Genomic DNA, 26,140 nt, shown 5'->3' with positions numbered 1-26,140 from the left:
TGATGACGAAGACTATCGACGCAGAATTCTAACTCAATTAAACCGAGGCGAAAGTCGTCATGCCGTTGCCAGAGCGATTTGCCACGGTCAACGCGGAGAAATCCGCAAACGTTACCGAGAAGGGCAAGAAGATCAATTGGGATCTCTTGGTTTAGTCACTAATGCCGTTGTACTGTGGAATACCATCTATATGCAGGCTGCATTAGAGCACGTAGAACGGCAAGGTGAAACGCTAAAAGATAAAGACATTGCAAGGCTATCACCACTCAGTCATAAGCATGTAAATATGTTGGGGCATTACTCATTTACATTGGCCGAACAGGTGTTAAACGGTGAACTGCGTCCACTTAAACAGCCGTCAGATCAAGATGATTTTGCTTAGCGTACGTTTTCGTTCCATTGGGCTTCAGACCCCTTTACATGATGATCAAATCATTTCTGGCAATTGGATGAAGTGCGAGCAACTGGAATATTTGCAGTTGCAATTGAAAAAAAGATAAATGCTACGGTTAGATGAAAATCTTAATGAGCGGAGTAAATCACTAGCAGGGAATTTACAACCTTTAGGGTGACGCCGTCACGTTAAGGGTAAAGAATTCATTAAGCATATGAGGGAGGACATTTCTAATTTTCCCAAATTGGACATTACAACTTTGCGCCCACAAACGAAATGCGCATTAGGTTTATTATGTTAAATAATCGGTTTGTGTAAATAGTCTTCTGAATGAAAATTATCCTGCCACCACTTCTGGATTTGCTGATGATTTTTACGAAACGGATGCTCTGACTAGCAAATGTCATCTAGTAAAGAATTCGTGACGTCCTAAAGTGTTCTCTACTAGATTTGTCGCCTGAAAACTAACTTCCGGCGAGTTTTACTTTCATTCCTTTTTTTTCAAGATGATCTTTGATTTTGTCACGCATATCACCTTGAATTTCTATATCGCCATCCTTTATTGAGCCACCACAGCCACAAACTTTCTTTAATTCTGCAGCTAGAAGCTTAAGTGGAGCATCATCAAGATCCAACCCTTTAACAATGCTAACGCCTTTGCCTTTTCTACCTTTAGTTTCACGATGAATGCGGACAATTCCGTCGCCTTTAGGTCTTTCTGCTTTCTGTGGTTCTTGCTTAATACGGCCTATATCGGTCGAATATACTAGAGTCATACTACTTTCTCTGTTGGGCTGCTGCTTTTTGTCTTGCAATTAAATGTGCTTCTATATGTTTCTGCAAAGCAAGTTTAGAACCTTTGATCAACTTACCGTTAAAAAAACAGTACCAAGCATTGGCTTCTCCTGTGTCATTTTTTAACGTGAAGCCATTGAAGTTCTCTTCTTTCGAGCCAGTGGTTACCTTGGTATTGCTAACTGACTCGAATTCACCAGGGTCAATCAATGATGCCGTGTCGCACCACCAATCGATACTTTTTTTTACGGCAGCTAAACTACCAGATAAAACATGGCTCTTAATTCGTACCTGCCAAATATCAGTTGAATTTTTAGTCGTTTGTAATGTGAAACCCCGATAACTTGCATTTGCCATACTTCAATCTGCTCATATTAATGTATTAACTAAATAATAATTGTATCTACATGGTTATCAAGTATATTATTCAATAACTGAGCCGGTTATAGTGCTTTAATATGCAAAAAAAGCTAACTTACATCACAGATTTGGACATTCTAAAACATAAGGTTAAGCAGTTTAATGAGCCGGTAAGTCTAGAGCAAATGGATGAGTTAACACAGTATTCTTATGCTCATAATTCATTACTGGCTTTAAAGAATGATTGGAACCTCTTTGTTAAGTTTTGCCAAAGTAAAGCTGTTACTGCATTGCCTGCCTCAGTAACTGCAACCCGCCTATTTTTTGAATCCGAATCTAAAGTTCGTAAATACAGTTCAATTAGACGCTACAGTGTAACTATTGGTTTGATTCATCGTCTCTTTTCTAAAAAAGATCCAACAATTAATTATCAAATAAGACAATCGCTGATGTCATTACGTATCAATAAAAAAGGTGATGAAGAACAGGCGACGGGGTTTACTAACATCCATTTGAAAAAGCTTTATGCAAAATACTCAAACAACAAATCAACGAAAGAAATACGAGATTTAGCAATTTATCACGTAATGTTTGAATGTGCTCTAAAACGCTCTGAATTGAAGCAGTTAACGTTTGAACAGATAGAAACTAATAATGATTCCCTAATACTTTCGTTAGATCAGAATAAATATCAGTTATCTCCAGATGCAACATATTGTTTAGGTAAGTGGCTTAGGATTGTCGATAGAGATAGCCCTTATGTTTTTCGTTCTATAGACAAACATGGCAATGTGGCAAAAAATATTCTCGATGATTCGTCGATATTTAGAATTTTGCGTAATGCAGGAAACTTACTCGGTCAACCAGAACTTAAATTTTCCGGGCAATCTGCACGTGTTGGTGCAGTACAAGAATTATCACGGCAAGGCTATAACGTAAAAGAGATTCAGATATTTGGCAGATGGACCAGCCCTGCTATGCCCTATCAATACATTGGTAGTAAAAGCACAGCAGAGAAAGAAAAACTCACGTTTTTCTCATTTAAACCTTGGGAGTAAGCGAATTATTCACGCATTGACTCAAAAACTCTGAAAATCGATGACCGTTATGCTCAAGCATTTTGGGGAACATAGAAATCGGTGTCATGCCAGGGAATGTATTTACTTCATTCAAATAAACATCCCCTTCAGAAGTTAAGAAAAAATCTATGCGCGATAAATGTCTCAACTTCATATGTTTAAATACTTTAACTGCGCTTTGATGGATGATTTGCAATTGTTCTTCGGTTAGATTTTGTGCTTCAACTTCTGTTGTTGAGTGGCTATCTGCGCTGTATTTTTCTTCGTATGTATAGAATGCATCTTCTGGTGCAGTGATTTCGCCTGGTTTAGAAATATGCAGTTGACCATCAATTTCGTATGCTGCTACTTCCAATTCTCGTGGCTTAACCGCTTTTTCTACAAGCACCTGCTCAGAAAATCCAAAAGCAGCATTGACAGCTCCGATGATATCTTCAGCTTTCGTGACCTTGTAACACCCAACGGATGAGCCTTGACGTGCCGCCTTGATAAAAATCTTACCCCATTTATGGAAGGCATCTTTTGCAAGATCGTATGACTTTTGATTGTTTTCGGTTAAAAACAAGTAAGGTGTATTAGGGATGCCTAAAGCGTCGTACCACAATTTAGATGTAATTTTGTTAAAACTGTTGCTGCTAGCTTCCGGTGCACAACCCAGATATGGAATTCCGGCCAGTTCAAGCATTGACTGAATATCACCAGTCTCGCCTGGATAGCCATGAATACATGGAATGACAAAATCCACTTTTTTTACAAAGCTATCACAGTTTAACGTAGCAGCATTAGTATCAAGATATACCAGTTCATGACTATCTGAGAACCAGCCATCTTTTTTCATCTCGACCCGAATGACTTCGAACTCAGGGGTTAATGCTAATTGTTGCTGTATGTAGTTCGCAGAAACAAGAGATACTGCATGTTCTGATGAGCCACCGCCACATAGAAGAAGAATTGTTGTCTTTGTCATTGTATATCCGTGACATCTTTGAATAAATTACCTGTCTATCATAGTCAATTCATCGCGAACTTACACCGTTCATAAACAATTCTCTGTTTAACTGCTCATATAACGGTCAAAAGAGGCAGTTAAGCCCCTTTTGCTCACTACGAAACAGTTTAATTTAGCTTATTAAGCGTAGGGAATTCAGAGTTCTTAATCGAGTCTATACTTTTTGCAAACGGTTTTAAGACAATGAACTCAGCAGGTAACTCTGCAATTGCTTTTGTTGCTTCCTGGCGGGTTGCGTAGTCTCCGAAAAGAATTGTATACCATTTCGTTCCGTTCACTACTTTATAATTTTCCCATATTGGTTGACCATCTTTTGGTAACTTGTTGGCAAATTGGTCAACTTTGTTTTGGCTACCAACCGCTACGACCTGAATTGTATAACCATAACGGGGATTCATAGCAACTTGCTTGGCGGTTGGCGGCGTTATTGCTACAGTCGCAGGCTTGGGACTGATTTTAACTACTCTCTTTTCGACGGGCTTTTCTACTATTTGAGGCGCGGTCTGAATCGATTGCGTTTCTACATTCTGCTCAGTAATGCCAGAAGCCATACCAGAATCAGAAACAACTGGCTGTTGTACTGTTGCTACGTTGTAATCTTCACGGTGACTTTCTGAGGTGACATCGGTGGTATAAGAACCAGAAGAACATGCAGCCAATAATGCTGACAAGCCTATAATTGAAATTTTTTTCATGGGGTTATTAACGCTCTGATAGTAATTAATTTAAATCATGCCGATAGCGGCGCTTAGAATCAAGCATAGCTCGCCAATATATAACGATAACGTGTGATTTAGGACACAAAGTAGCGTTTGGAACCTGCTGCGATGATCACAGTGACACTAAATACGCAAACAGAATTGTCATTAATTGGTTAGGATATAAACACAGTCAATTTATGGCGTGGTCATCATGAACAACTTAAGTCAGTTACTTAAACCCCAATCAGTCGCTGTAATTGGTGCCTCTATTCGGCCTTTTCGCTCCGGCAATATTGTCATGAAAAACCTACTTCAAGGCGGATTTGACGGCGCGATTATGCCCGTCACACCTTATTACCCTTCAGTATGCGGTGTTTTAGCTTACAAAACTATTGCCTCACTCCCTTTAATTCCCGACATCGCAATTCTTTGCACTCATGCAAGCAGAAACGTTGCAATTATCAGACAACTTGCCGAACTTGGCGTAGCTAACGCCATCGTCTTGTCATCGGATATGTACACTTTGGACGCTCAAGGCATAGAAATCCAAGCGCAATGCAATGCAATTGCAAGGCAACATGGGATGCGTATTTTAGGTCCAAACAGTTTAGGATTGATATTGCCGTGGGCAAATTTCAACGGATCGTTCTCACCAGTAACTGCAACAAAAGGAAATATTGCTTTTATCTCTCAATCTGCTGCTGTATGTACCACTATTTTGGATTGGGCGAATGACAAACAGATAGGGTTTTCTGCTTTTGTATCTTTAGGTAACGCGACCGACATAAATTTTGCTGATTTGCTTGATTGCCTTAGTACCGATAAACACACCGATGCTATTTTGTTGTATGTAGATACCATCAGTGACGCCAGACGTTTTATGTCGGCGGCACGTGCTGCATCGCGAAATCGGCGAATACTCGTTTTAAAAGGCGGTCGTACTAAAGCGGGTAAAAAAGCGGCACAAATGCATACTGGTGGCGATGACACTCTCGATATTATCTACGATTCTGCTATTCGTCGTACAGGGATGCTACGTGTAAACAATACTCACGAGCTGTTCGCGGCTGTTGAAACCCTTACTCATTCCGTCCCTCTTCGTGGTGAACGGCTTGCCATTATTACCAATGGTGGTGGTCCCGCGATCATGGCAACAGATACCCTGCTTGATCACGGAGGCCGATTAGCGGAGCTAGAAGATTCGGTCTTCGAAACACTCAATCAATGCTTGCCACAAAGTTGGTCACATGGAAATCCAATTGATATCGTTGGCGATGCGGATCACAACCGCTATATCAACGCATTAAAAGCGGTATTAGACAGTGATGATGCAGATGCTATTTTGATCATGCATAGTCCATCAGCAATAGCACAATCAGAACAAACAGCACAAGCCATTATAGATCTTGTTAAATCTCACCCCCGATCTAGACGCTTTAATATCCTAACAAATTGGTCAGGTGAACTCACAGCAAGGCCTGCAAGGCAACTATTTAATCAAGCTGGAATTCCCACTTACAGAACCCCTGAAAGCGCAGTGGTAGCTTTCATGCATCTGGTGGAATATCGACGAAACCAAAAACAACTTATGGAGACGCCTACTACAGCGGAAGCCGTTCATGTCTCAGAGATCAATGCTGCGAAGCTTTGGATCGATGAGCATTTAGCCGAAAACGATCAGCAGCATTTGGATACCCACCAAATAGGCAGTTTTTTGAAATGTTTTAACTTTAATTTGTTGCCAACCTGGATTGCTACGGACGCAAGTGAAGCGGTACATATTGCAGAAACAATAGGTTATCCAGTAGCTGTGAAACTAAGATCACCAGATATTGCACACAAATCAGATGTTCAAGGTGTAATGCTGAACCTTAGAAATTCACATGAAGTATCCAGCGCTGCAGAAGCCATTTTTGACCGAGCACAACTACACTATCCTTCAGCCAATATTCACGGGTTACTTGTTCAGGGTATGGCAAAGCTCGCTGGAGGAGAAGAACTGCGGATTAAAGTAAAACATGACAACACGTTCGGCCCTGTAATACTGTTAGGACAAGGTGGATCCGAATGGAACGAAGCTTCGGATGCAGCAGCTGCACTTCCACCTCTAAATACAACCTTAGCTCGTTATCTGATTGTTAGAGCGATTCGCAGCGGTAAGATTCGTCTGCAAAAGCTACCCGTTCCCATTGATATTAATGGGTTGTCAGAGTTTTTAGTTCGTATTTCTCAAATGGTTGTCGAATGTCCTCAGGTACACGAACTAGATATTCATCCAGTACTCGTTAATGGCGACCAATTTACCGTACTTGATGCTGATTTAACTCTAAAGAGATTCGACGGTGATGCGCAAAGTCGTCTTGCTATACGTCCTTATCCAACGGAATTAGTCGAGCAGTGCACAGCGAAAGATGGGGAGAAAATAACAGTCCGTCCAATTTTGCCTGAAGATGAACCTCATCATGCCGAGTTCATTAAGAAAGTCAGTAAAGAAGACTTATATAAGCGATTCTTCTCTGACGTCGGTGAGTTTAATCATGAAGCGTTGGCAAACTTGACACAAATCGACTACGACAGAGAAATGGCCTTTGTGGCCGTAACTAGCGATAGCGATAAAGAAGAAATCATAGGCGTCTCTCGCGCGCTGATCAACGCTGAAAATACAGACGCTGAGTTCGCGATACTCATTCGTACTGATGTTAAAGGGAAAGGACTAGGCAAAGTTCTGATGAGCAGAATTATTGATTACTGTAGAGCCAAAGGCACTAAACAGATGTCAGGAATGACAATGCCAACTAATCGAGGCATGCTTACATTGGCTCAAAGGCTTGGATTTGAGGTAGATGTGCACTTTGAGGATGGCACTGCGGACATGGTGTTACCACTCAATCCTTAATATTCTCAAATAGACATAACGATCTTTACGATCGTTATGTCTATTTTTGATCTCAAACTAGTTTCCAGTTTTTCTTAAGATATTGAATACACCAAGATTTTGCCTCACCAATTTTGTTACGTCGCCAGGCCATAATCAGTTCCATATCCCATTCCTGAGTACCACTGATTATCTTGAGCTTCCCTTCTTGTATTAATGGCTCTGCAACATGTTTTGGCAGCGATCCAATACCTAGCCCTTCTACTAGCGCTTGGCATTTTGCGCTAAAATTGGTAACAGTTAGCCGAGGTTGTTTCTGGAGAATATTCACGCTCATTGCGGGTTGATCACGAGCAGTATCTGCAATAGTGATAACGCGATATTTTTGTCGAGCTTCTTCATTAAACTCACCACTTCTTTTATGGACATAATGGTTAGTCGCAGCAACCCACACCATTGACATGGTACCTAATACTTCAGCCTTCACATCCTGTGGCAATGTATCTACTTTCGGACAAACTAATAAATCAGAACGGTCAGTAGCCAGTGACTCCCAGCAACCCGCCAATATTTCTTCTTGTAGCCTTATTCGTGTTTTGCTCACGTTACCTAGTTCTTCAACCATTGGGAAAAAGCAAGCAACTGGGATGATCCCATCAAAAGCGACCGTTATATCAAGCTCCCAGCCATTTGCCAGCAAAGTGGCATCATTGACCAACTTTTCTGTTGCAGAAAGAATCGCTCTACCACGCTCAAGAATGAGCTTCCCTGCTTCAGTAAAGTTCGCTTTGTGACCAGAACGGTCAAAGATCATGATATCTAAGTCTTGCTCTAACTTTTGGATCTGATAACTCAAGGAGCTAGGCGCCCTGTTCAGTTCATTCGCAGCAGATGCGAAGCTGCCTCGTCTATCAATGGCATCGAGAATATGCAGTGCTTCAAGAGTTATTGGGCTATGCAAAACAATATCCTTATTCTAAAAGTAATCAGCTAATCGACCTGCCGATATACCAACAAGTCTGTTATCAATTTAAGAAATGAATGATTCAACGATATTAGCGATATTTCTTTTGAATTCATACTTCATAAGTAGTTTTAGCGTCATTAAAACATTAGCATAATTAAAACAAATGAAGCCAGCATCTGCTGACTTCATATTAGTGATTTATTGCATTCAAAAAGGAATATAAAGTGTCGTAAATGCGATAAATTATTTGTTTTCTGTCATTTCTTTTTTCACCATGACCAAAGCCACAACGATAAAAGTAATGATAAGCGCTAGTTCCATGACAACTCCAAGAAATTGAAAATGATTTGGCCTAAATATTTTTACGGCGCAATTCTAACACTTTTATTAAATTAATAAACTGATTAGCACAAAAACTGTCGAGTCAACATTTGCTACTAAAAAATATCAGTTATTTGTTGTTGTAAGCCAAATCAAATTCAGGCTTCACCCACACTTGGCTAAAATCAAACCAGCCTAGAGCATTACATTTTGCATTCTGTAACGAACCGCACTGATCTTTGCTGATCCCTAGCCAGCAGTGAAACATGGGGATAACTTGTCGTGACTCCACTAGAGATTTACCTATTTCTTTACCCGGAAAGTTTGTTTCCGATTGCGCGCGCCATTGGTCGATTAAATCAGACCATAAACGAAAATCATTAGGACGACTCAAATGTTCGATATCCGAATCATTGAGCAACCAACCCGCCAAGGCATCATCTCTGTGACTGGCTATGCCCATGGGTTTTATCCAGATATCTACTTCGCTGGCGTTTTCTACCGTAAGTTCATATTTAATAAAATCAACGCCAATCCCATCCTCTTTAAGCAATTGTTCAATTGCTTTTGCAATCATAGGAAAGGTGGGATGTTGACCATGATAAGCGACAGTCAGTCGTTTCGGTTCATTTGGTGTGACACTGTGACTTACAGCAACCTGGTGATACCAGCCCGGTTTTAATCCATGGGCAGGTAATACACCTAATTCGACAATATTTTGCTCGGGCATCAACTTAAACAGATTCATCGCACTTAGCTTGTGACATAGATATTCTGCCCACGTTTCATCTGCGGCTATCCCATGGCGGCGATTGAGCAGTAAATAGGTACAGCCCGGATCCAGATCAACATCTTCAGTAGAAGAACCTCGTTTGTTTTTCACTGGGTTAGAAAGGCTTGGAAATACCATTGAAGAATGAGCTTCATCAATTACCCACACTTCAACTCGATCTAACAGTGATCTGAATCCAAAATAACTATCGAATGCTTGCAGAACTAATCGTTTTTCATCGTTCAGGACCACCTTATACGGTCCCGTACCTATTGGCATTAAATCAAATGTTTCACTGCGTTCAGATTCCGGCAATAAAACCTTTGCGCAGCATTCTGCTAATAATTGAGGTAACCTGGTATCTGGCTTTTGTAACAAAATGTCCACTATGCAGTCTGACGGTGATTCCACTTTTTCGATATGAGAGAATAAGTTAACAAAACGAAGATTCCATAGGCTTTCAACCACGGCCGCGGTTGTCAACAGATTACCATTATGGAAGCGTACACCTGGTCGTAAATAAAAACGCCAGTGTTGAGGATTGATCGATTGCCAAGCATGGGCAAGATCAGGTTTAAGTTGCTCTTCTTCATCAAAGCGAGTTAAACCGCTATAGATTTGGCGTGCAATATGTTGCTCAGAACGGCGCATGGGCTTCAATGGGTTAAGCATTGAAAGTGGGCGATAATATGGAAGCCGGACAACTTGCAGCCCTTCTTGATGCTGTACGCCAAGGTAGCTCTGGATAACTTGTGTTAATTTGTTCGCATCATGGTCAAGGACTGAAAGCGCTTGACCAATCTTCCCTTCATCGAGATAACGTCTAGCGAGGTTTTCGCTAACATCAGCCCGACTCCGTTTAAATATGAGTTTAGACAGTTTTCCTCGTCCAGCCGCCGGATGCCATTCAATCCAACCCTCCTCTTCCATTTTGTTGAGCACAATTCGAGCATTTCGGCGCGTACAAAATAGAATATCGACAACATCTTCAAGTTGGGCATCAGCGTCTTGACCATTAAAATGTTCGAACAAGGTTTCGAACTGGACTCTTAAGCGGGGGCTGCTCATAAAGAGGAAATCTCACATGATTTTAACTACCGTGAGTTTCCCCATTTTTAATTATCGATGCAAGTGAGTTGATTAAGATTTTATTGAATAGAACAACCGATTCTATCAGCTAGCTGCTCTAGTTGTTGTTCGTTATCCAGTTTGATAGACCATTTTGCTTCACTGCAATTGACCACCACCACATTTGCACCGTTGCCCATTAGCTGTACCGCATCAGCGGTAGCTTGCATCATTGCTCGATGCTCTCCATCCAGTCGAATCATCACTTCATGTTGCGTGGCGATGATTTTGCCGTATTTGAATTCAATAACCATTTATTGTTCAATCTTTAATTGCTGGCGTTCATTACGCTTTTTCTTAACCGCAATTGTTAAGCGGCTCGTACACACCAAACGATTACGTTCATCGGTCATATTGATCTGCCATACTTGAGTTGAAACACCAATATGCAGCGGACTTGCTGTTCCAATTACAATGCCAGAACGCATTGAGCGGATATGGTTCGCGTTGATATCCAATCCTACGCAATAGCTTTCATCATCCACGGCAAAATTAGCCGCTACCGAACCGAGTGTTTCAGCCAAAACAACCGAAGCTCCACCGTGCAACATACCTAAAGGTTGATGTGTAAAATGACACACGGGCATTGTGGCGGTGATTGTGTTTTCACTGAATGCGCTATACACAATGTTCAAATGCTCCATCAAGGTATTCTTGTTGCTTGCATTAAGGATGTCTAAGCTTATAGGCTTTTTCCATATTTCCATCGTAACGTCCTAATAGGTTTGAAGATTTATAATTATCGTGGTACAGATTTACAATGATACTATAACCATATTATGAATGACTGGGAACGAACGATGATTAGCAAAATAAAAGCTTCCTTGCTCTTAAGTTGTTTGTAAGATAAACGTAAAACCATGCGTTATAAGTGACTGATATTGGCGGTTTGAATGAATAACCCTTTAATTCCTGAGCATAACGTGGATAATACGCGCTTACGAAATTTACAAAGGTGGGTAATATGTCTACTGAAGCAACTTTACTTGAACGCTGCGGATCTAAATGCGAGCTTTGCTCCGCTGAAACTTCTTTAACTCCATTTGTGGTTGCACCACATACTCAAGTTACCGTAGATCACTCGGCGATGTTGTGTGACACATGCAAAAGCCAAATTGAAGACCCGGAAACAGCAGATGCAAACCACTGGCGTTGTCTGAATGACAGCATGTGGAGCCAAGTTCCACCAGTGCAAGTTCTTGCGTGGCGTCAACTTAAGCGTCTTAGCGCTAGCGAAGGTTGGGCGCACGATCTTCTAGATATGATGTATATGGAAGAAGAAATCGCAAACTGGGCTGCAATCGGAATGGATGATGACGCAGAGAAACCACGTGATGTAAACGGCGTAGAGCTAAAAAAAGGTGACGACGTAACTATCATTAAAGACCTGCCAATTAAAGGCTCGTCTCAAGTGATTAAACAAGGTACTGTCGTTCGCGGTATTAGCTTAGCAGATGACCCTAAACTTATTTCTGGTAAGGCTAACGGTCAGTCAATGTACATCATTGCTGAATACTGTCGTAAGAAATAATGATTAAAATTGCTTGTGAAATCGCTGACGTTACTTAATGCAGCAATTTCACAAGCTACTTCCTCTTTGCAGAGGTCAAAAAAAAGCCGAAGACTCTAAAGAGTCTTCGGCTTTTTAGTTCTATACATCTGATTAACGATTCAAACCAATGTCACGTTGCATATGACTAGATAAGTCAGCACTGCAGTAGTTAGTTGTTGGTTTGTTATCTACAAACAAAATATCAATCAAATGAGTTATCAATCCTTTGAAGTTAACCGCATAGGTCTTTTTATCCATAGAGGTGGTCGCTGTTACACGCCCCATATACATTGCTTGTGCCATGATAGCCTCTCTTAAAAAATCCGGTAACTTTCTAAATCTGCCGTAATGATAGGCAATGTTTTTTCGGTTAAGAAATGACAAAATTTGAATTTTCAGATTAATAAAACTAATGAAATGATTTATTAACAAATCATGAAATATCAAATCATAATCAATGATTAAAAAGCCAACAAAATGACATGAAAATGAATATTTAGTCATATTTTCGATTATCAAAAAGGAAATACACAGATTATTAACAAATATTATATTCAATAATTTGTTAGATTCCTCTCAGTTCTAAGAGGAACGAGACGATGTAAAAATTGGATTATGTTGTTTTTACATGAATACCAGTAATGCTAAGACCTACACCGAAAGCCTATCGTGTAAAAGAAAATAGTTGTGTAAAAGAGAATAGAGATAAATAGCCATTAAGAGGATCGCAAAAAAGGAGCTCGTAATAGCCCCTTCTTTCACTTGTCTTAACGACAGATAATGTTTAAAAATAGATAATGTTTAAAAACCAGCAAGTGGTAATAAGTACACTAATGCAGACCACGCACCAATCCAACCAACCACAACTGCTGTATCAAGCCAGTCTTGAAACCACATGTTCCCCCCTTTCCCTCTCTTGTGTTGAGAAATAAAGACCGAAACATATTGAGCAAGCATTATGCCATTTTATAACAGATGACTGTGTCGCTGTTCTAACGGACGACTATTAAGAAGGTCTGGTTGATCCATTAACAAGCTAATGAATGCATCGGCCATCGATACATTACTGACATAGCCTTCACCATGCATAGCCGTAATAGCGTCATAACCTTCTTTGCCTTTCATTGTGTAAGCTGATGATGTACCACAATAAAATTCTTCTGATTCAACCAGTTGCCATTCATTGCCGATTCGAATTTTGAGATCTGTAATACGCTGACCAAGCGGTTTATCTGCTTGATAACTGAAACTTAAGTTGTGTGTATATGGGTAGCTGCCTGAGCCAGTACCTTCAATACCATTATTGATTGCATTGTTTATCGCACCTTCTAAAGTCAGCGCAATAGTTTTTCCGTTTACTGAATAAACACCAATTGGGACGGCAAACGGCAATAATTTTCCTGCAATATCGGCAACTGATAGCTTGCCGGGTTGAATTGAGGTTCTTACCCCGCCAGCATTGTGGATAGCAAATTGTACTTCATGCCCTCGTTCACGCATTGCATGCACAAATGACTGAGCAACCAGCGGCGCCAGTTGACTGGGACCCTGTTCATCAGGAATTCGTACATGTCTTAACGAATCTTGAACTTCGGCGATCATTTGCGATTGCAACTCTCTTACTCGTGGTATGTATTTATTCAGTAAGATCCCTTGCACTTCCGGATCCTTTTTACACACCACGACATTGGGATGATTGTTAATGTGTTCACATGCTTGCATATGGGTGTAATCACTACCAGCTTCGCTCATACTCGCATCTAAAAATAGACGGCGTCCTAGCAGAAGTTCATTTCTACCTGCAAACTTAACGACCTTGCCTTCTTGATCAAAATCTATTTGGCAATGACCAAGCGCTAACGCATACAATCCTGACTGAACAACATAAGTATTATTAATGCGCTGACCGTATTCTTCTTGGGTCTCTAATCCCAGAGCACTGAAGTCACCTTGAAGTACATGGCTATGGCCGCCAACAATGACGCCAATGCCATCAACTTGCCGAGCAAGCTCTTTATCTGCTTCATAGCCTAAATGGCTAAGAAGGATAATTTTGTTAATTCCAGAATAGTGGATCTGTTCCACCGTGCGCTTAGCTGTTTCTAGTGCATTGATAAACGGCGTATCACTGTCAGGATTTGCTATATCAACCATTTTGTCTAACGACAAACCAAATATGGCTATTTCACTATCATCTTCACTACCATCAACTCGTTTGGTAATCCAATTAGCGCAGCCAAGTGTTGGGTTAAATGATTTTATGGAATCGTTATCTGATAAACGATGTATTTTGTTCTCTCGCTCTTGCGAAAGGTCCCAGTTACCGCACAACAGAGGAAAATTGGTGCGTTTCGTAAAAACAGCGACGGGCTCATTTCCCATATCGAGTTCATGATTACCTAGAGCCATTGCGTCCAAGCCAATAGCGTTGAGCATATCGGCGTTTGCTTTACCTTTAAATAAGGAAAAATACAGTGTGCCTTGGAAACAATCTCCTGCATGCAAGAAAATGAACCCTTTGCCCATGCGGAAAGCATCGTCCCGCAACTGCTGTACACGAGTTGCAATACGAGCAAAGCCACCGGCACTAACAAAAGGTGTTAACCGCTTACCATTGATATCGAGAGTTAACTGTAGTGACGTTGGTTCAAAGTAAGAATGGGTGTCGTTGATATGTGCCAGAGTGATGGATGTTACTTTCATGGTCTCTTTTATACTTTTCATGTTTTGTCTTTTCTCTTATCTTTCACTCTAATCCTAGCGTATAGAGCATGACAGAATCGTGATCGTAATGAAACGGTAATGCAAAGAAAGTTAGAAAGTTTGAGATCAATCAGACCGCTTGCTTTATTACATTAATTTATACCCAAACATAAAGCGCTGCAGCGTCAAGTAGGAAGAAATAAAGTTTATGTGAGATAACCATCTGCTTATATTGCGGTTTTACATTATGCTTAAAGAAAAATGATAATGACCTCGCTAATATAAGAGGCATGAGGAGTTAGCCGATGCTTTTAGAACGTATCGAAATTTCTGGATTTCGTGGTATTCGTCGTTTATCTCTTTCCTTTGATGAACTGACGACTTTAATTGGCGAAAATACCTGGGGGAAATCCTCGTTGCTCGACGCACTGTCGGTTATGCTACCTACCTCTTCGGAACCTTATCAATTTGAGTTACAAGACTTCCATGTTGACTATTCAATATCTCACCCTCAGACGCAGAATCTACAGATCGTTTTAAGCTTTGCTACAACAGACAAGAATGAACATAGAGCTGGCCGTTATAGAAAACTGAAACCCATTTGGTGTGAAGATAAAGATGGCACTCATCATATTATTTATCGCGTCAGTGCTTCACGAGTTAAATATGACATCACCACCACATATACTTTTCTCGATTTGCAGGGCAATCCTATTGCAGTGCATCACAGTGAAAAACTGGCTCGCGAGTTAATGAGTTTGCATCCAGTTATTCGTTTACGTGACTCCCGCCGCTTTGTAAGACCATTTGGCAAAACCAGTAATGAAAACGAGCGAGTAGAAAAGCGAATAGACAATACTTGTCGTCGATTAATGGCTATTCCCGGTCATGTCAATAAAGGAGAGATGCGTAGTAGTCTAAACGCGATGAACGCTTTGGTTGATCACTACTTCTCTTTCAAAAGTCAGAGCCGTAAAAACCCACGTTTAGAACGAGATAGCTTAGTTTATGCTACCCCTACTAATGATAAGAGTTTAAAACAGATAGTTGGTGAGACTAAAGACAGACAAACAAGACTACTTTTCCTTGGATTATTGAACGCCTATTTGCAAGCTAAAGGCCCCGCAGATATACGCCGATGCGCTAGACCAATTCTCATTGTTGAAGACCCAGAAGGACGATTACACCCGACACATCTCGCACGAGCATGGAGCCTTCTTGAACTGCTGCCAATGCAGAAAATACTGACGACTAACAGTGGTGAGCTGTTAGGTGCCGTACCCATGCATTCTATTCGTCGTTTAGTACGAAAATCAGATAGGACTATCGCAACTTCAATGCCGGTAAAAGGCTTTGGTCAAGATGAACTAAGAAGGATAGGATTTCACATCCGTTTCCACCGGACTGGTGCCCTATTCGCCCGTTGCTGGTTGTTGGTGGAAGGTGAGACAGAAGTCTGGCTATTTAGTGAGTTAGCAAGACAATGTGGTTATAACTTAGCTGCAGAAGGAGTGCAAATTATAGAATTTGCTCAGTCCGGTCTCAAATCTCTGATTAAAGTGGCTAAATCTTTTGGTATTGATTGGCATGTAGTTACAGATGGTGACTCAGCCGGTAAAAAATACTCGGCTACAGTCATTAATATGCTTGAACATGACCAACAAAGACACCGATTAACCGAATTGCCAGATAAAGATATCGAACACTTCCTTTATTCACATGGCTTTGAGTTTTTCTTTAAAGACATGGTTAAGATCCCACATGATCAACCGATTCCTGCGAAAAAAGTAGTGACAAGAGTCCTCAAAAAGCATGCGAAACCGGATTTAGCTTTAGCGATTGTTTCACATTGTGAAGCTGGTGGTGTGGAATGTATCCCAGTTCTTTTGCGTTGGACACTCAAACGGGTGATTACTATGGCAAATGGCAATACATGATACTAATCTGGACAATTGAGAGCTTAACAAAAGCTTATCTTGAGCGGTAAACTCGTAAACTTGCGCTTTGCTCGATAACCAAAAGGCATACAAATGAAGTATGCCCTTTTGAGAAATAAATCTGCTACTTTTGAACCCCTTCGATGTGCAATTCCATATCGACATAGCTTGCGGGTCCCATCACCGCAATATCAAACTCCTTGAGTTCGAGACGAGTGCTACCCGTGAAACCAGCTCGTTGTCCACCCCATGGATCCTTACCAGCGCCGATAAACTCAGCATCAATGGTAATGCTTTTAGTGTGGCCATGTAACGTTAGATCACCAATAACATCTAACTTACCATTACCTTTATCAACAACTTTTGTACTCTTAAATGTGGCTGTACTGAATTTTCCAGCATCAATAAAGTCTGCGCTACGGATGTGTTTGTCTCGTTCAGCTTGGTTTGAATCAAGGCTGGTTGTATCCACATTGACTAGGACGAATGATGTGTTAATACTGTTCGAATCAAAAGAGAACTCACCATCGAATTTATTAAAGCGTCCTTTAATAAAGCTATAACCTAAGTGACTCACTTTAAAGTTTATGGAAGCATGTGCGCCTTTCGAATCAATCACGTAATCTGCTGCGCTTGCACCAAAAGATGCAACTATGCTTGCGGCCAATCCAACAGCCAATAACGTTTTCCTCATTACGATACTCCTATCATTTTGCGTAGCGTATGATCTTTGTTAATAAAGTGGTGTTTAAATGCTGCTAGTGCGTGTACCACGGCAACTAAAATCAAAGCCCATGCAGCGTAAAAGTGTACAAGACCGGCTAAATCAGCTTGCCCCTCAAAAAGAGCTCCAGCTCCTGGAACAGTAAACCAATTGAAAACATCAATGCCACGGCCATCTTCTGTCGAGATTAAATAGCCAGAAACAAACAAGACCAATAGGTCGAAGTAAATAAAAAGATGTGCAATCTTGGCCATAAAACGTTCAAGTGCCGAACCTTCCATTAATGGTGACGCTGTCACTAGCTTCCAAAACAAACGAAAGATTGTGATTCCCGCAAGAATCAGACCGACTGATTTATGCCAGTGTGGCGCAGTTTGATACCAAGTACTGTAATAAGACAAATCCGTCATCCAAAGACCGACAGCAAACATTCCAATAATGATAATTGCCGATCCCCAGTGAATTAATCGAGATACAACATTGTAGTGTGTGACTTGGGAACTCATATCAGCTTCTCTCATAACTATATTTTGATACCATTACACTGGATACACGGTGTTAACAGAGTATTTACCAATATTTACCTTGTCGCTATACAGCTTGATTGAAGTACTTATTCAAATAATTTGAACAAGTTACGTAGATAAAGAAGTTATTGCCATTCTAAAATTCACTTTGTTTTTCAATCTGATAAAGCTCATCGGCAATATCCATTATCTTTCTTTCGACAACAGATTGAGCATCAGAAAGCCCTTTATTGTAATAAACTGGCCCTATCTTATTTGTAACAAATTCTAACAAAAACCACGCATCAAACTGTTCCAGCTCAATATCGAGTTCATCCGCACAGTATTTTTGCAGTGCTGCTGTTAAACCTTCTTTTTGCTGTTGCGTAAATTCGATGTCACTCATCATTATTTCCCCCATAAAATTCAGGGTCTATTATAACCAACTAGGTTCGAGTTTTTACTGATACTTCGACTGACTTATTATCCCCTTTCTATTTGCAACTGCAGTGCTTTATGTTTTGGTATAGAGAAATATAAATTTCAAAAATTGGTGAAGTAAAACGACTATTTATCACTAGTGAGAAAATGTAACTGTGATAATCTAGCAGGGCTTACATTATGGAGAATAAGTAATTGTTATTGGACTTAGTCACACAAAGCGTCAATGAATTTCAAACCGATTGCTTGAGGTTGTGTGAAAAGCACTATCCCACCATTCATAACAAAGGAATGAGTGAACACCATTTAGGCTTAGCTTTTGCGCGCCGGTTGTCTCGTACATTAACGGAATACGGACATGCCTGTGATTACGATGCTATCGAATCGACTTTTCATGGAGATATACCACACCACTTTAGGGTAACAAGCGAAATGGGCACGGTTTGGATATTGACTCATCACTTAGTCAGTGCGGGTAAGACTTGTCGTGACAAGTTGATGAGGGACATTTATCAATGGAAGCAAGAATACGCTTTTGCTATTCAGCCAAATGACTTATTAATTCTTCTCACCGACCACTGGATAAGCAAAAGCCAGAAAAGTCGCGAATTGCTTCATTGGTGGACGGGGCAATTACCTGACGAGATTGACGAGTACAGCGCACAAGGTATTACCCTTTACGAGAGCGACTCACTGTTAACTCAAGCTCTGGAAGCGTGCTACCAAATAAGCCCTTGTTACATCAAGTTTGGCCATCCTCTAAAGCATTCGAAAAATCAACAATTGGTTAGAAAATACATTCAACTCTACGCGGTTCTGCAATGGGCATAATCCTTCAGTAGGCTTAGTTTCTCAATAGACTTAGTTTCTCAATAGACATAGATAACACCCGCGACTAATCTTTCAACCAAGTTACAGCATCACTATAGCTTTCGAAATATTTAATTTCTCCGGAAATAAACCAATTACCGATTTTCGCCGACATTTCTTGCCAATCTCTATTGCCAAACAATGCAATTTTGTCGAAGTCGGAACCATGTTTTAGCCCTAGTTGAAAATCATCCCACGCTGCGCGTAGCTCCCAGCCTTTCAGTTCCGTAGCATCGAACAGAACTTTTACATTAGGCTGGTTCACTTTGACCAATGCAGCATCGATCATTGGCGTGATCATCTGATAGTCTTCATGAGTTAGTCTGCCAACTGCTTTGATAGCAACGAAAAACTCATTATCAACTCTATCTAATCCGATAGATAAGCCATGTCTTTGATTAATCATAATTGCTCCTAATCCGAAGCTAGGAAAACAGATAAAACACTAAGTTTGGTGCCATAGCTGTCAGTAGAAAACCTCTCCGGTGCGTACATCCAAATAGATTTTGTCTGCCAATTTCATTCCACCGCAGTATATGAAATATACATCTCTGTCAGAATATTTTGTCGATCGAACCCAACCACCAAGTTCTTCGAAATCCACAGGGGTACAACTGCCATCATTTAACAGTTTATCGGTAGTCATTAAAAACATTTCTTCATATTGTACTAGGTCATCAGACCCAGCAATGTAGTTCTGTATGGTTTTTTTTCGCTCTTCTGGTGATATCACGGGCGCTTGCTCTACTAGCCCTTCTAATGGAATCCACTCAGCGACTTCCGGTCCGCCTTGTTCGTAAACGAAATACGCAGAGACTCTTCCCCACCCGTTCTTTTTTTCTAATAGACGAATTTTGTCCCCTTTGTATAAATAGCGATCTACAAATGCATCCATACTTGCCGCTTCGCGAATACCCAGTTTTTCTACATCAATGTAAAATTCCATATTCTCTGGTTTTAGGTCTGCAATAGTTTGAGTTGGCGGCTTTTCTTGCTCCGTCTTATCGGTTTGCTCTTCAACGTTTGATTCTTTATTCGCCAATTCTTGCTGCGGTTTATAATAAAACAAATAGTAGCCAACACCGGCACCAGCTAAACCGAGTAACAAAAACACAACCATCAGCAATTTTTTCATGTTTTACATTTTACCTTATGGTTTAAGCCAAGAGGATTCTCAATAGTCTGTTTTGTTTAACTATAATAATAGCAGCCGTGGCGATTGTTTCTGCCTAATCTAACGCCATTATGACTATCACCGCCATTATGATGATCACTAAAGAGAGAAAATAAACCTTCGACAATGAAACGTTTTAAAACGCAATTATTTTATATAACGACCATATTCTTGATAACTTTACCTTGGTACAGCAACGCTAGCCAATGTAATGAGCGAGATTGGAACAGAGCACTTGTTTCTCAGCAATCCTTAGAACGTAAATACAATTTGCTAGCGTCTAGATATAACGAATGGCTTGGTAGTTTCCAACAATCCATTTTTCTTCATATTGAGTTTTCCAGGCAAGAGCTAACGTATCTATGGCAGAAAAATAGTAATAACTTCCAACAGAAAATAGAAAAGCAGCTTCTCTTTGCGTTGGAATCACGTCAACAAGTCAATGATCTGATTCAATACCTAGAGACGATCCCTAGCCAAGTACAAACGCAACAAGCCGTTTGGGATAAAATTGGGCAAGATTGTACAAATGATAAGTTGATTACCAATAGCGTTGCTGCTTTGCATTATAGAAGTTTCGATGACAGTCTCTTGCTCGATTTATCTAATTTAAAACAACAACTCACCACAATGAACAGATACTATGACAGAGAAATAATAACACTACAAAGTATCAACGAACCGACTCTGCCGTAACACTTGTAGTACTTAGGATTTACATTGTAAACCAGACCAATTTATCTGAGTCTAACTTATGATTGTTTATCATTAGAGCGAAATATTTTATAGGCATCTCGTTGCACCAAATTATTGCTAATATTGATAATATTTTGCACCACTTTGATGCATTAGTTGTATCTGATATAAAAGCTTCTAGATATGATGTAGATTTCAACTTTGGCTCGAAACTTGTACTAATCTCTAAAAAGTGGATACGAATTGCACATATTTAGGGAGAAATAAGATGCAAGACACCTTAGCGGTAGTATTAGCCGGCGGTATGGGTTCACGATTGTCCCCCCTCACAGACGATCGAGCCAAGCCCGCTGTTCCATTCGGCGGAAAATATCGCATTATTGATTTTACTTTAACCAATTGCCTACACTCCGGATTGCGTCGAATATTGGTATTAACTCAGTACAAGTCACATTCTCTACAAAAACATCTGCGAAATGGCTGGTCCATTTTCAACCCTGAACTTGGCGAGTTCATTACGGTAGTCCCACCGCAAATGCGAAAAGGCGGTAAATGGTATGAAGGTACTGCGGATGCCCTATTCCATAATATGTGGCTACTTTCACGCAGTGATGCGAAACACGTTGTGGTGCTTTCCGGGGATCACATCTACCGCATGGATTACGCAGCTATGCTTGAGGAGCACAAATCCAAAGGTGCCAAACTAACTATTGCTTGCATGGAAGTTCCGAGAGCACAAGCTTCTGCTTTTGGTGTCATGGGCGTGGACGATGAGAACCGAATTACTTCTTTTATTGAAAAACCAAATGATCCACCCTCTATGCCGAATAGTCCTAATTCAAGCCTTGTTTCAATGGGCATCTATATTTTCTCCATGGATGTTCTGCAGCAAGCTCTGCATGAAGATTCTGAAGTAGAAACCTCATCACATGATTTCGGTAAAGACATTATTCCTAAGCTGATAGAAACGCGCAGTGTTTACGCCTATGAGTTCTGTAATGAGAAAGGCAGAGTTGATCGTGATTGCTATTGGAGAGATGTGGGCACTATCGACTCATTCTTCGATGCCAATATGGATCTGCTTGAGCCTGTCCCCCCTATGAATCTCTATCAAAAGAACTGGGCAATCCGAACTTATGAACCTCAGTTACCACCGGCGAGAACTGTCTCTTCTGCCACTGGTAATGAAGGCATTTTTATTAATTCGATCATTTCCAATGGCGTGATCAATTCCGGTGGCTCTGTTCATCACTCAATTATCTCCGGCAGTGTCGTTATCAACGATAGTGCGACGATTGTTGATAGTATTTTGTTTGACGATGTAGAAGTCGGAGAAGGTTGCCAGTTAGTTGGCTGCATTATTGATAAGCATGTTAAAATCCCAGCCAACACACAGATAGGTCTAGATTCGGTTGAAGATGCCAAACGCTTCAAGATTTCTGAAAATGGTATTGTTGTTGTTCCTGAGGGTTATAAATTTTAGTCACAGAACAATTCATTATGCAGCACCAAAAGCGGGTTATCTATGTCACACATACAACCCTGTTGCACATAGCAATCCGCTTTTGTTCTGTATAATGGCTTTTTTTAAACAACGAGCCTCTTTTCAATCCTTGCAAAAGCTGTCATAAATTAACCAATTTAAACACATATCATGTTTTAAGGTTCTCAATCGAATACAGAACTACATTTTGAATAAAAGAGATTGAATATCAGGGATCTTTTCGTTATTTAATCAATAGAACTCATTGTTGGGAATAAATAAATGAAAGTAACAACACGCACAATGGCTGCTTCAAAGCACGTAGCCTTAGTTGCGCACGACAACTGTAAACCAGAGCTTCTACGTTGGGTAAAAGAGAACAAAGAAAAGCTACAAGGTCACTTCTTATACGCTACTGGTACAACGGGTAACATGTTAAATAAAGAAACCGGTCTCCCAATTAAAAGTTTAATCAGTGGCCCAATGGGCGGCGACCAGCAGTTAGGGGCTCTAATTTCAGAAGGCAAAATAGATGTACTTGTCTTCTTCTGGGATCCGCTTAATGCCGTTCCTCACGACCCGGATGTAAAAGCACTGCTACGCATTGCTGGTGTATGGAATATTCCTGTTGCGACAAATCGTGCAACGGCGAAATTCTTATTCAGCTCAGAATTTATTGATAAGCCAGTAGATATTGAGATTCCTGATTACCAGTCCTACCTCGCTGAACGTCTATAAATATCAATAAAAATCCCCTGTTTTGAACTCCCCCATAAAGGCGGCCTCATTTCAGGGGATTTTTATTTCGAAGTGAATACACCAACTAACCGACTATTTCCTTCGATTGAATGAGCTTACACCCAGCCTGTTTCATCTGTTTCCAAGCACTTTCAACATCACCTTCAGCCATCTCAACGCCTCGACAAGCGTCTTGAACTACCGATGTTTTAAAACCAAGAGATACTGAATCAATTGCCGTAAACTTTACGCAGTAGTCAGTAGCTAACCCAACAATGACCAACTCTTCAATTCCTTGAGAAGTGAGGTAGTCGGCTAGACCAGTAGCCTGAAGCCTTTGATTATCGAAAAATCCACTATAGCTATCGATTTTAGGATTCGTGCCCTTATAAATGACTTGGGTAATGGCTTCAATGTTGAGCCCGGGGATAAACTCAGCACCTTTGGTTTGTTGAACACAGTGATCTGGCCACATTATTTGCGGTATCCCGTCTAACACAATCACCTCGCCAATGGTCTGTTGATTTGACGATGCAAAGCTTGAATGACCGGCAGGGTGCCAATCTTTGGTTGCAATGATATGCTCGAAATACGGAATCAGTTGATTAATTACCGGTACAATTTTGTCACCATCCCTTACTGGAAGAGCCCCTGTAGGAGAAAAATCATTTTGCACATCCACTAATAACAATGCTTGGGTCATATGAAATCCTTTTAACTTTTCTTAGTCACTGGATAATCGCCATTCAACAACTCCTGCACAAATGCTGAGCCACTTCCTGTATAAGTAATCCAGACCTTTTCTCGTGCACGAGTCATCGCTACATAAAATAAACGTCTTTCTTCCGCAAACACAAAGTCGTCTTGCGAAGTCGTTAAAGCACCATCAAGATGTAACGCTTTCACTTTTGCAGGAAACTGTCCTTCATCAACGGCAAGCACAATAACAAAATCCGCTTCCTTGCCTTTACTTGCATGACAGGTCATAAATTCCATTTTTAATGACAAGAAACGATTTTGCCAATCACGCAGTAACTCGGGTTTATGGTAGTGGTTTCGACCTAACAACAATACCGTTTTGATACCCGTAGCTTTACGGTTTAAACCATCCAAAATCTTCTCAACACTTGTGCTCGGAGAAAGTACTACAGATTTACTATTTTGAATTTTTACGCTGTTGAGCGTTTTTTCACGTTGTTGCGGGTTTTGCTGAATAAATCGATTGGCAACTTCGCCGAGTTTATCGTTAAACCTATATGTAGTGTCTAAATGATGCACTGTTGAATAAGGCATACGAGACTCAAACCCAGTGGTGAGATCAACGTCAGAGCCGGCAAACTGATAAATTGATTGCCAATCATCTCCCACAGCAAACAAGTTGCATTGATTTGGAATTTGCTCGCATAAGGCTTGAATAAGATCCAAACGTTGCGGCGAAATATCCTGATACTCATCAACCATTATGAACTTCCAAGGAGAAGAAAACTTACCCTTAGTCACATATTCTGTCGCTCTGCTGATCATGATATTAAAGTCAATATGGTTATTTTCTTTAAGCATCTCTTGCCAAGATTGATAGCATGGCCAGCACAATGAAAGCTCGCTATTTAAGCGAGGAAAATCAGGGTGCTCAACCAACCGTTGCTGAAGCGATTTTTTCGAAATACCTAATAATGCTAACTGATCCAGTTGTCTTTCCAGCCACGCTATCAATTTAGGGTTCTCTACATGGCTACCCAGTTCATCATCACCGGCTAGATAAGCAACTGGCCATTGAGTTAGATGTTTTTGCCAACGTTTAAAATTGGTCGGAGTCATCCAGTGGCGTTTAAGCCAATCAATACACCAAGCTCTCTTAAGCTTGTCATCTAAAGCAATCGGTGAAATAACCACCTTACCACTATCCGCTTTACCACTATCATCCACTTTACTAGCGTCCACATGATTTAAAATGCTTAATCCAAGCTGATGAAAGGTATTCACACGGATTTTTTCTGCTGAAAGACCAATTTTGTTTTTTAATCTCTGCTCCATTTCATTGGCAGCATCTTTGCCAAAGGCGACCAGTAAGATATCTTCGGCTTGTGCTAAATGACTTTGTAATAAATAGGCGACTCTTGCGGTCAATACACTCGTTTTGCCAGAACCAGCTCCAGCCAGTACTAAATTGTGATCGTCATTGAGCAAAACCGCATACTGCTGAGACAAATTAAGTGGTGAGGATTCTACTTGATTAAATAGCACTTCCCAGTTCAGTCTTTCGTTTTCAATCCATCGCTTATTCCGCTCAGTCAGTTGTTCTGAAGTATTCAGAATCCACGGAGATAAGCTTGCGATGTGATCGGGCAGATGTTTATGCGCCTCTTCGAGAGACATTCCCATAGCCGTGAGGTCATCATAAACACGATTAACCCAGCTATCAGTGAGAGAGTGTGGTAAGAATGACGGTAAACGAATCAAGTGAGTCAGTTCTTGCTGCCAACGTGGTAGATATTGGCTCAACTGAGCACACTGCTGATTATGCCAACCTTGATAAATCGCAACAACCTTATGCGCAAACTTACGGCATTCAGGCCAAGGCAGACCTTGCACCAACCAACTCCGTTGTTTACCGTATTCTTCGTGTGCAAAAAATTGAAGCGATCCCCAGATGGCTCCGTGTTCAATTTTTATTTTTCCATTCCAAACATTAAATGGAATGTGTTCTTCACTCACCAGAGAAGAAAGAATTACGCACTCTTCACCAAGCTCAACTTGATTGTATTCACCAGAAATAAAAAACTGTGCAGTCTTATTTGCTTTCAGCTGCATTGATATTTGCTCTTTGAATTTGTTGCCAACCATCATACCCTAACCACTTTGCGTGAAGCTAAAATAATGTCAATAATGTTTGATGTTTACTTTGTGCTCGCATG

Annotated in this window: 26 protein-coding genes; 9 read left to right on the top strand and 17 right to left on the bottom strand. The window is 40.6% G+C overall.

Annotated elements, in window-relative coordinates:
• Positions 1 to 382: Tn3 family transposase (locus ACK5MF_RS06980; RefSeq protein ID WP_416920675.1), on the top strand; the 382-nt coding region annotated here is incomplete at its 5' end.
• A gap of 476 nt (positions 383 to 858) precedes the next feature.
• Here the strand turns inward: ACK5MF_RS06980 and yciH are convergent.
• Positions 859 to 1,170: a stress response translation initiation inhibitor YciH gene (yciH, locus tag ACK5MF_RS06975; protein ID WP_416920673.1), complete on the bottom strand. Its 312-nt coding sequence runs from the start codon at positions 1,168 to 1,170 to the stop codon at positions 859 to 861.
• Between the two features lies 1 nt (position 1,171).
• Positions 1,172 to 1,546 carry a DUF3319 domain-containing protein gene (locus ACK5MF_RS06970; RefSeq protein WP_416920672.1) on the bottom strand — a complete coding sequence of 125 codons (375 nt, stop codon included), beginning with the start codon at positions 1,544 to 1,546 and terminating at the stop codon, positions 1,172 to 1,174.
• Between the two features lie 101 nt (positions 1,547 to 1,647).
• On the opposite strand from ACK5MF_RS06970, the gene ACK5MF_RS06965 reads away from it, so the two are divergent.
• The gene (locus ACK5MF_RS06965; RefSeq protein ID WP_416920670.1) at positions 1,648 to 2,607 is read left to right on the top strand and encodes a tyrosine-type recombinase/integrase; all 960 of its coding nucleotides are present in this window, start codon (positions 1,648 to 1,650) and stop codon (positions 2,605 to 2,607) included.
• Here the strand turns inward: ACK5MF_RS06965 and ACK5MF_RS06960 are convergent.
• A complete protein-coding gene (locus ACK5MF_RS06960; protein ID WP_416920668.1) occupies positions 2,591 to 3,595 on the bottom strand; it encodes a D-alanine--D-alanine ligase in 1,005 nt (334 codons plus the stop codon). The genes ACK5MF_RS06965 and ACK5MF_RS06960 overlap by 17 nt on opposite strands.
• A gap of 149 nt (positions 3,596 to 3,744) precedes the next feature.
• Complete coding sequence (locus tag ACK5MF_RS06955; protein ID WP_416920666.1) at positions 3,745 to 4,332, bottom strand: SPOR domain-containing protein; 588 nt, start codon at positions 4,330 to 4,332, stop codon at positions 3,745 to 3,747.
• 217 nt (positions 4,333 to 4,549) lie between these two features.
• Between ACK5MF_RS06955 and ACK5MF_RS06950 the strand changes: the two genes are divergently transcribed.
• A complete protein-coding gene (locus ACK5MF_RS06950) occupies positions 4,550 to 7,234 on the top strand; it encodes a GNAT family N-acetyltransferase (protein WP_416920664.1) in 2,685 nt (894 codons plus the stop codon).
• 52 nt (positions 7,235 to 7,286) lie between these two features.
• Here the strand turns inward: ACK5MF_RS06950 and ACK5MF_RS06945 are convergent, their stop codons facing one another.
• From ACK5MF_RS06945 to ACK5MF_RS06930, 4 genes are all read right to left on the bottom strand, one after another.
• Positions 7,287 to 8,174 (bottom strand): LysR family transcriptional regulator, encoded by an 888-nt coding sequence (locus ACK5MF_RS06945; protein WP_416920662.1) that lies wholly within the window; start codon positions 8,172 to 8,174, stop codon positions 7,287 to 7,289.
• Positions 8,175 to 8,631: 457 nt separating this feature from the next.
• The gene (locus tag ACK5MF_RS06940) at positions 8,632 to 10,341 is read right to left on the bottom strand and encodes an SgrR family transcriptional regulator (RefSeq protein ID WP_416920660.1); all 1,710 of its coding nucleotides are present in this window, start codon (positions 10,339 to 10,341) and stop codon (positions 8,632 to 8,634) included.
• Between the two features lie 80 nt (positions 10,342 to 10,421).
• Positions 10,422 to 10,655, bottom strand: a complete 234-nt coding sequence (locus ACK5MF_RS06935; protein ID WP_416920658.1) for a DUF3389 domain-containing protein — start codon at positions 10,653 to 10,655, stop codon at positions 10,422 to 10,424.
• On the bottom strand, positions 10,656 to 11,108 hold the full coding sequence (locus tag ACK5MF_RS06930; protein WP_416920656.1) for a hotdog fold thioesterase: 453 nt from the start codon (positions 11,106 to 11,108) through the stop codon (positions 10,656 to 10,658).
• Between the two features lie 257 nt (positions 11,109 to 11,365).
• On the opposite strand from ACK5MF_RS06930, the gene ACK5MF_RS06925 reads away from it, so the two are divergent.
• Positions 11,366 to 11,932, top strand: a complete 567-nt coding sequence (locus tag ACK5MF_RS06925; protein ID WP_416920655.1) for a PhnA domain-containing protein — start codon at positions 11,366 to 11,368, stop codon at positions 11,930 to 11,932.
• Positions 11,933 to 12,064: 132 nt separating this feature from the next.
• Here the strand turns inward: ACK5MF_RS06925 and ACK5MF_RS06920 are convergent, their stop codons facing one another.
• Both ACK5MF_RS06920 and ACK5MF_RS06915 read right to left on the bottom strand, forming a co-directional pair.
• A complete protein-coding gene (locus ACK5MF_RS06920) occupies positions 12,065 to 12,256 on the bottom strand; it encodes a hypothetical protein (RefSeq protein ID WP_416920653.1) in 192 nt (63 codons plus the stop codon).
• 663 nt (positions 12,257 to 12,919) lie between these two features.
• Positions 12,920 to 14,677, bottom strand: a complete 1,758-nt coding sequence (locus ACK5MF_RS06915; protein WP_416920651.1) for a bifunctional metallophosphatase/5'-nucleotidase — start codon at positions 14,675 to 14,677, stop codon at positions 12,920 to 12,922.
• Between the two features lie 284 nt (positions 14,678 to 14,961).
• On the opposite strand from ACK5MF_RS06915, the gene ACK5MF_RS06910 reads away from it, so the two are divergent.
• On the top strand, positions 14,962 to 16,593 hold the full coding sequence (locus ACK5MF_RS06910; protein WP_416920649.1) for an ATP-dependent endonuclease: 1,632 nt from the start codon (positions 14,962 to 14,964) through the stop codon (positions 16,591 to 16,593).
• A 124-nt stretch (positions 16,594 to 16,717) separates the two neighbouring features.
• Here ACK5MF_RS06910 and ACK5MF_RS06905 read toward each other — a convergent pair whose 3' ends face one another.
• The 3 genes from ACK5MF_RS06905 to ACK5MF_RS06895 all read right to left on the bottom strand — a co-directional run bounded on the left by ACK5MF_RS06905 (position 16,718) and on the right by ACK5MF_RS06895 (position 18,229).
• Positions 16,718 to 17,287: a YceI family protein gene (locus ACK5MF_RS06905; protein WP_416920647.1), complete on the bottom strand. Its 570-nt coding sequence runs from the start codon at positions 17,285 to 17,287 to the stop codon at positions 16,718 to 16,720.
• Positions 17,287 to 17,823, bottom strand: coding sequence for a cytochrome b (locus tag ACK5MF_RS06900; RefSeq protein WP_416920645.1), 537 nt, complete (start codon positions 17,821 to 17,823; stop codon positions 17,287 to 17,289). The genes ACK5MF_RS06905 and ACK5MF_RS06900 overlap by 1 nt, the downstream gene beginning before the upstream one ends.
• A gap of 157 nt (positions 17,824 to 17,980) precedes the next feature.
• Entirely contained in the window at positions 17,981 to 18,229 is a 249-nt protein-coding gene (locus tag ACK5MF_RS06895; RefSeq protein WP_416920679.1) for a DUF2164 domain-containing protein, read from the bottom strand.
• Between the two features lie 230 nt (positions 18,230 to 18,459).
• On the opposite strand from ACK5MF_RS06895, the gene ACK5MF_RS06890 reads away from it, so the two are divergent.
• Entirely contained in the window at positions 18,460 to 19,095 is a 636-nt protein-coding gene (locus ACK5MF_RS06890; protein ID WP_416920643.1) for a hypothetical protein, read from the top strand.
• Positions 19,096 to 19,159: 64 nt separating this feature from the next.
• Here the strand turns inward: ACK5MF_RS06890 and ACK5MF_RS06885 are convergent, their stop codons facing one another.
• On the bottom strand, positions 19,160 to 19,540 hold the full coding sequence (locus ACK5MF_RS06885) for an STAS/SEC14 domain-containing protein (RefSeq protein WP_416920641.1): 381 nt from the start codon (positions 19,538 to 19,540) through the stop codon (positions 19,160 to 19,162).
• Between the two features lie 60 nt (positions 19,541 to 19,600).
• A complete protein-coding gene (locus ACK5MF_RS06880) occupies positions 19,601 to 20,269 on the bottom strand; it encodes a hypothetical protein (protein ID WP_416920639.1) in 669 nt (222 codons plus the stop codon).
• A 165-nt stretch (positions 20,270 to 20,434) separates the two neighbouring features.
• On the opposite strand from ACK5MF_RS06880, the gene ACK5MF_RS06875 reads away from it, so the two are divergent.
• From ACK5MF_RS06875 to ACK5MF_RS06865, 3 genes are all read left to right on the top strand, one after another.
• The gene (locus tag ACK5MF_RS06875; protein ID WP_416920637.1) at positions 20,435 to 21,004 is read left to right on the top strand and encodes a hypothetical protein; all 570 of its coding nucleotides are present in this window, start codon (positions 20,435 to 20,437) and stop codon (positions 21,002 to 21,004) included.
• Positions 21,005 to 21,236: 232 nt separating this feature from the next.
• Positions 21,237 to 22,487, top strand: coding sequence for a glucose-1-phosphate adenylyltransferase (gene glgC, locus ACK5MF_RS06870; protein WP_416920635.1), 1,251 nt, complete (start codon positions 21,237 to 21,239; stop codon positions 22,485 to 22,487).
• A gap of 282 nt (positions 22,488 to 22,769) precedes the next feature.
• The gene (locus tag ACK5MF_RS06865) at positions 22,770 to 23,225 is read left to right on the top strand and encodes a methylglyoxal synthase (RefSeq protein WP_416920633.1); all 456 of its coding nucleotides are present in this window, start codon (positions 22,770 to 22,772) and stop codon (positions 23,223 to 23,225) included.
• 85 nt (positions 23,226 to 23,310) lie between these two features.
• Here the strand turns inward: ACK5MF_RS06865 and pncA are convergent, their stop codons facing one another.
• Together pncA and helD are read right to left on the bottom strand one after the other, a co-directional pair.
• Complete coding sequence (gene pncA, locus ACK5MF_RS06860; RefSeq protein ID WP_416920631.1) at positions 23,311 to 23,928, bottom strand: bifunctional nicotinamidase/pyrazinamidase; 618 nt, start codon at positions 23,926 to 23,928, stop codon at positions 23,311 to 23,313.
• 11 nt (positions 23,929 to 23,939) lie between these two features.
• Positions 23,940 to 26,036, bottom strand: coding sequence for a DNA helicase IV (gene helD, locus ACK5MF_RS06855; protein ID WP_416920629.1), 2,097 nt, complete (start codon positions 26,034 to 26,036; stop codon positions 23,940 to 23,942).
• Positions 26,037 to 26,140: the final 104 nt, after the last annotated feature.

Source organism: Vibrio sp. (assembly GCF_047973365.1).
Classification (GTDB): Bacteria; Pseudomonadota; Gammaproteobacteria; order Enterobacterales; family Vibrionaceae; genus Vibrio.
This window is presented reverse-complemented; position numbering and strand designations above follow the sequence as displayed.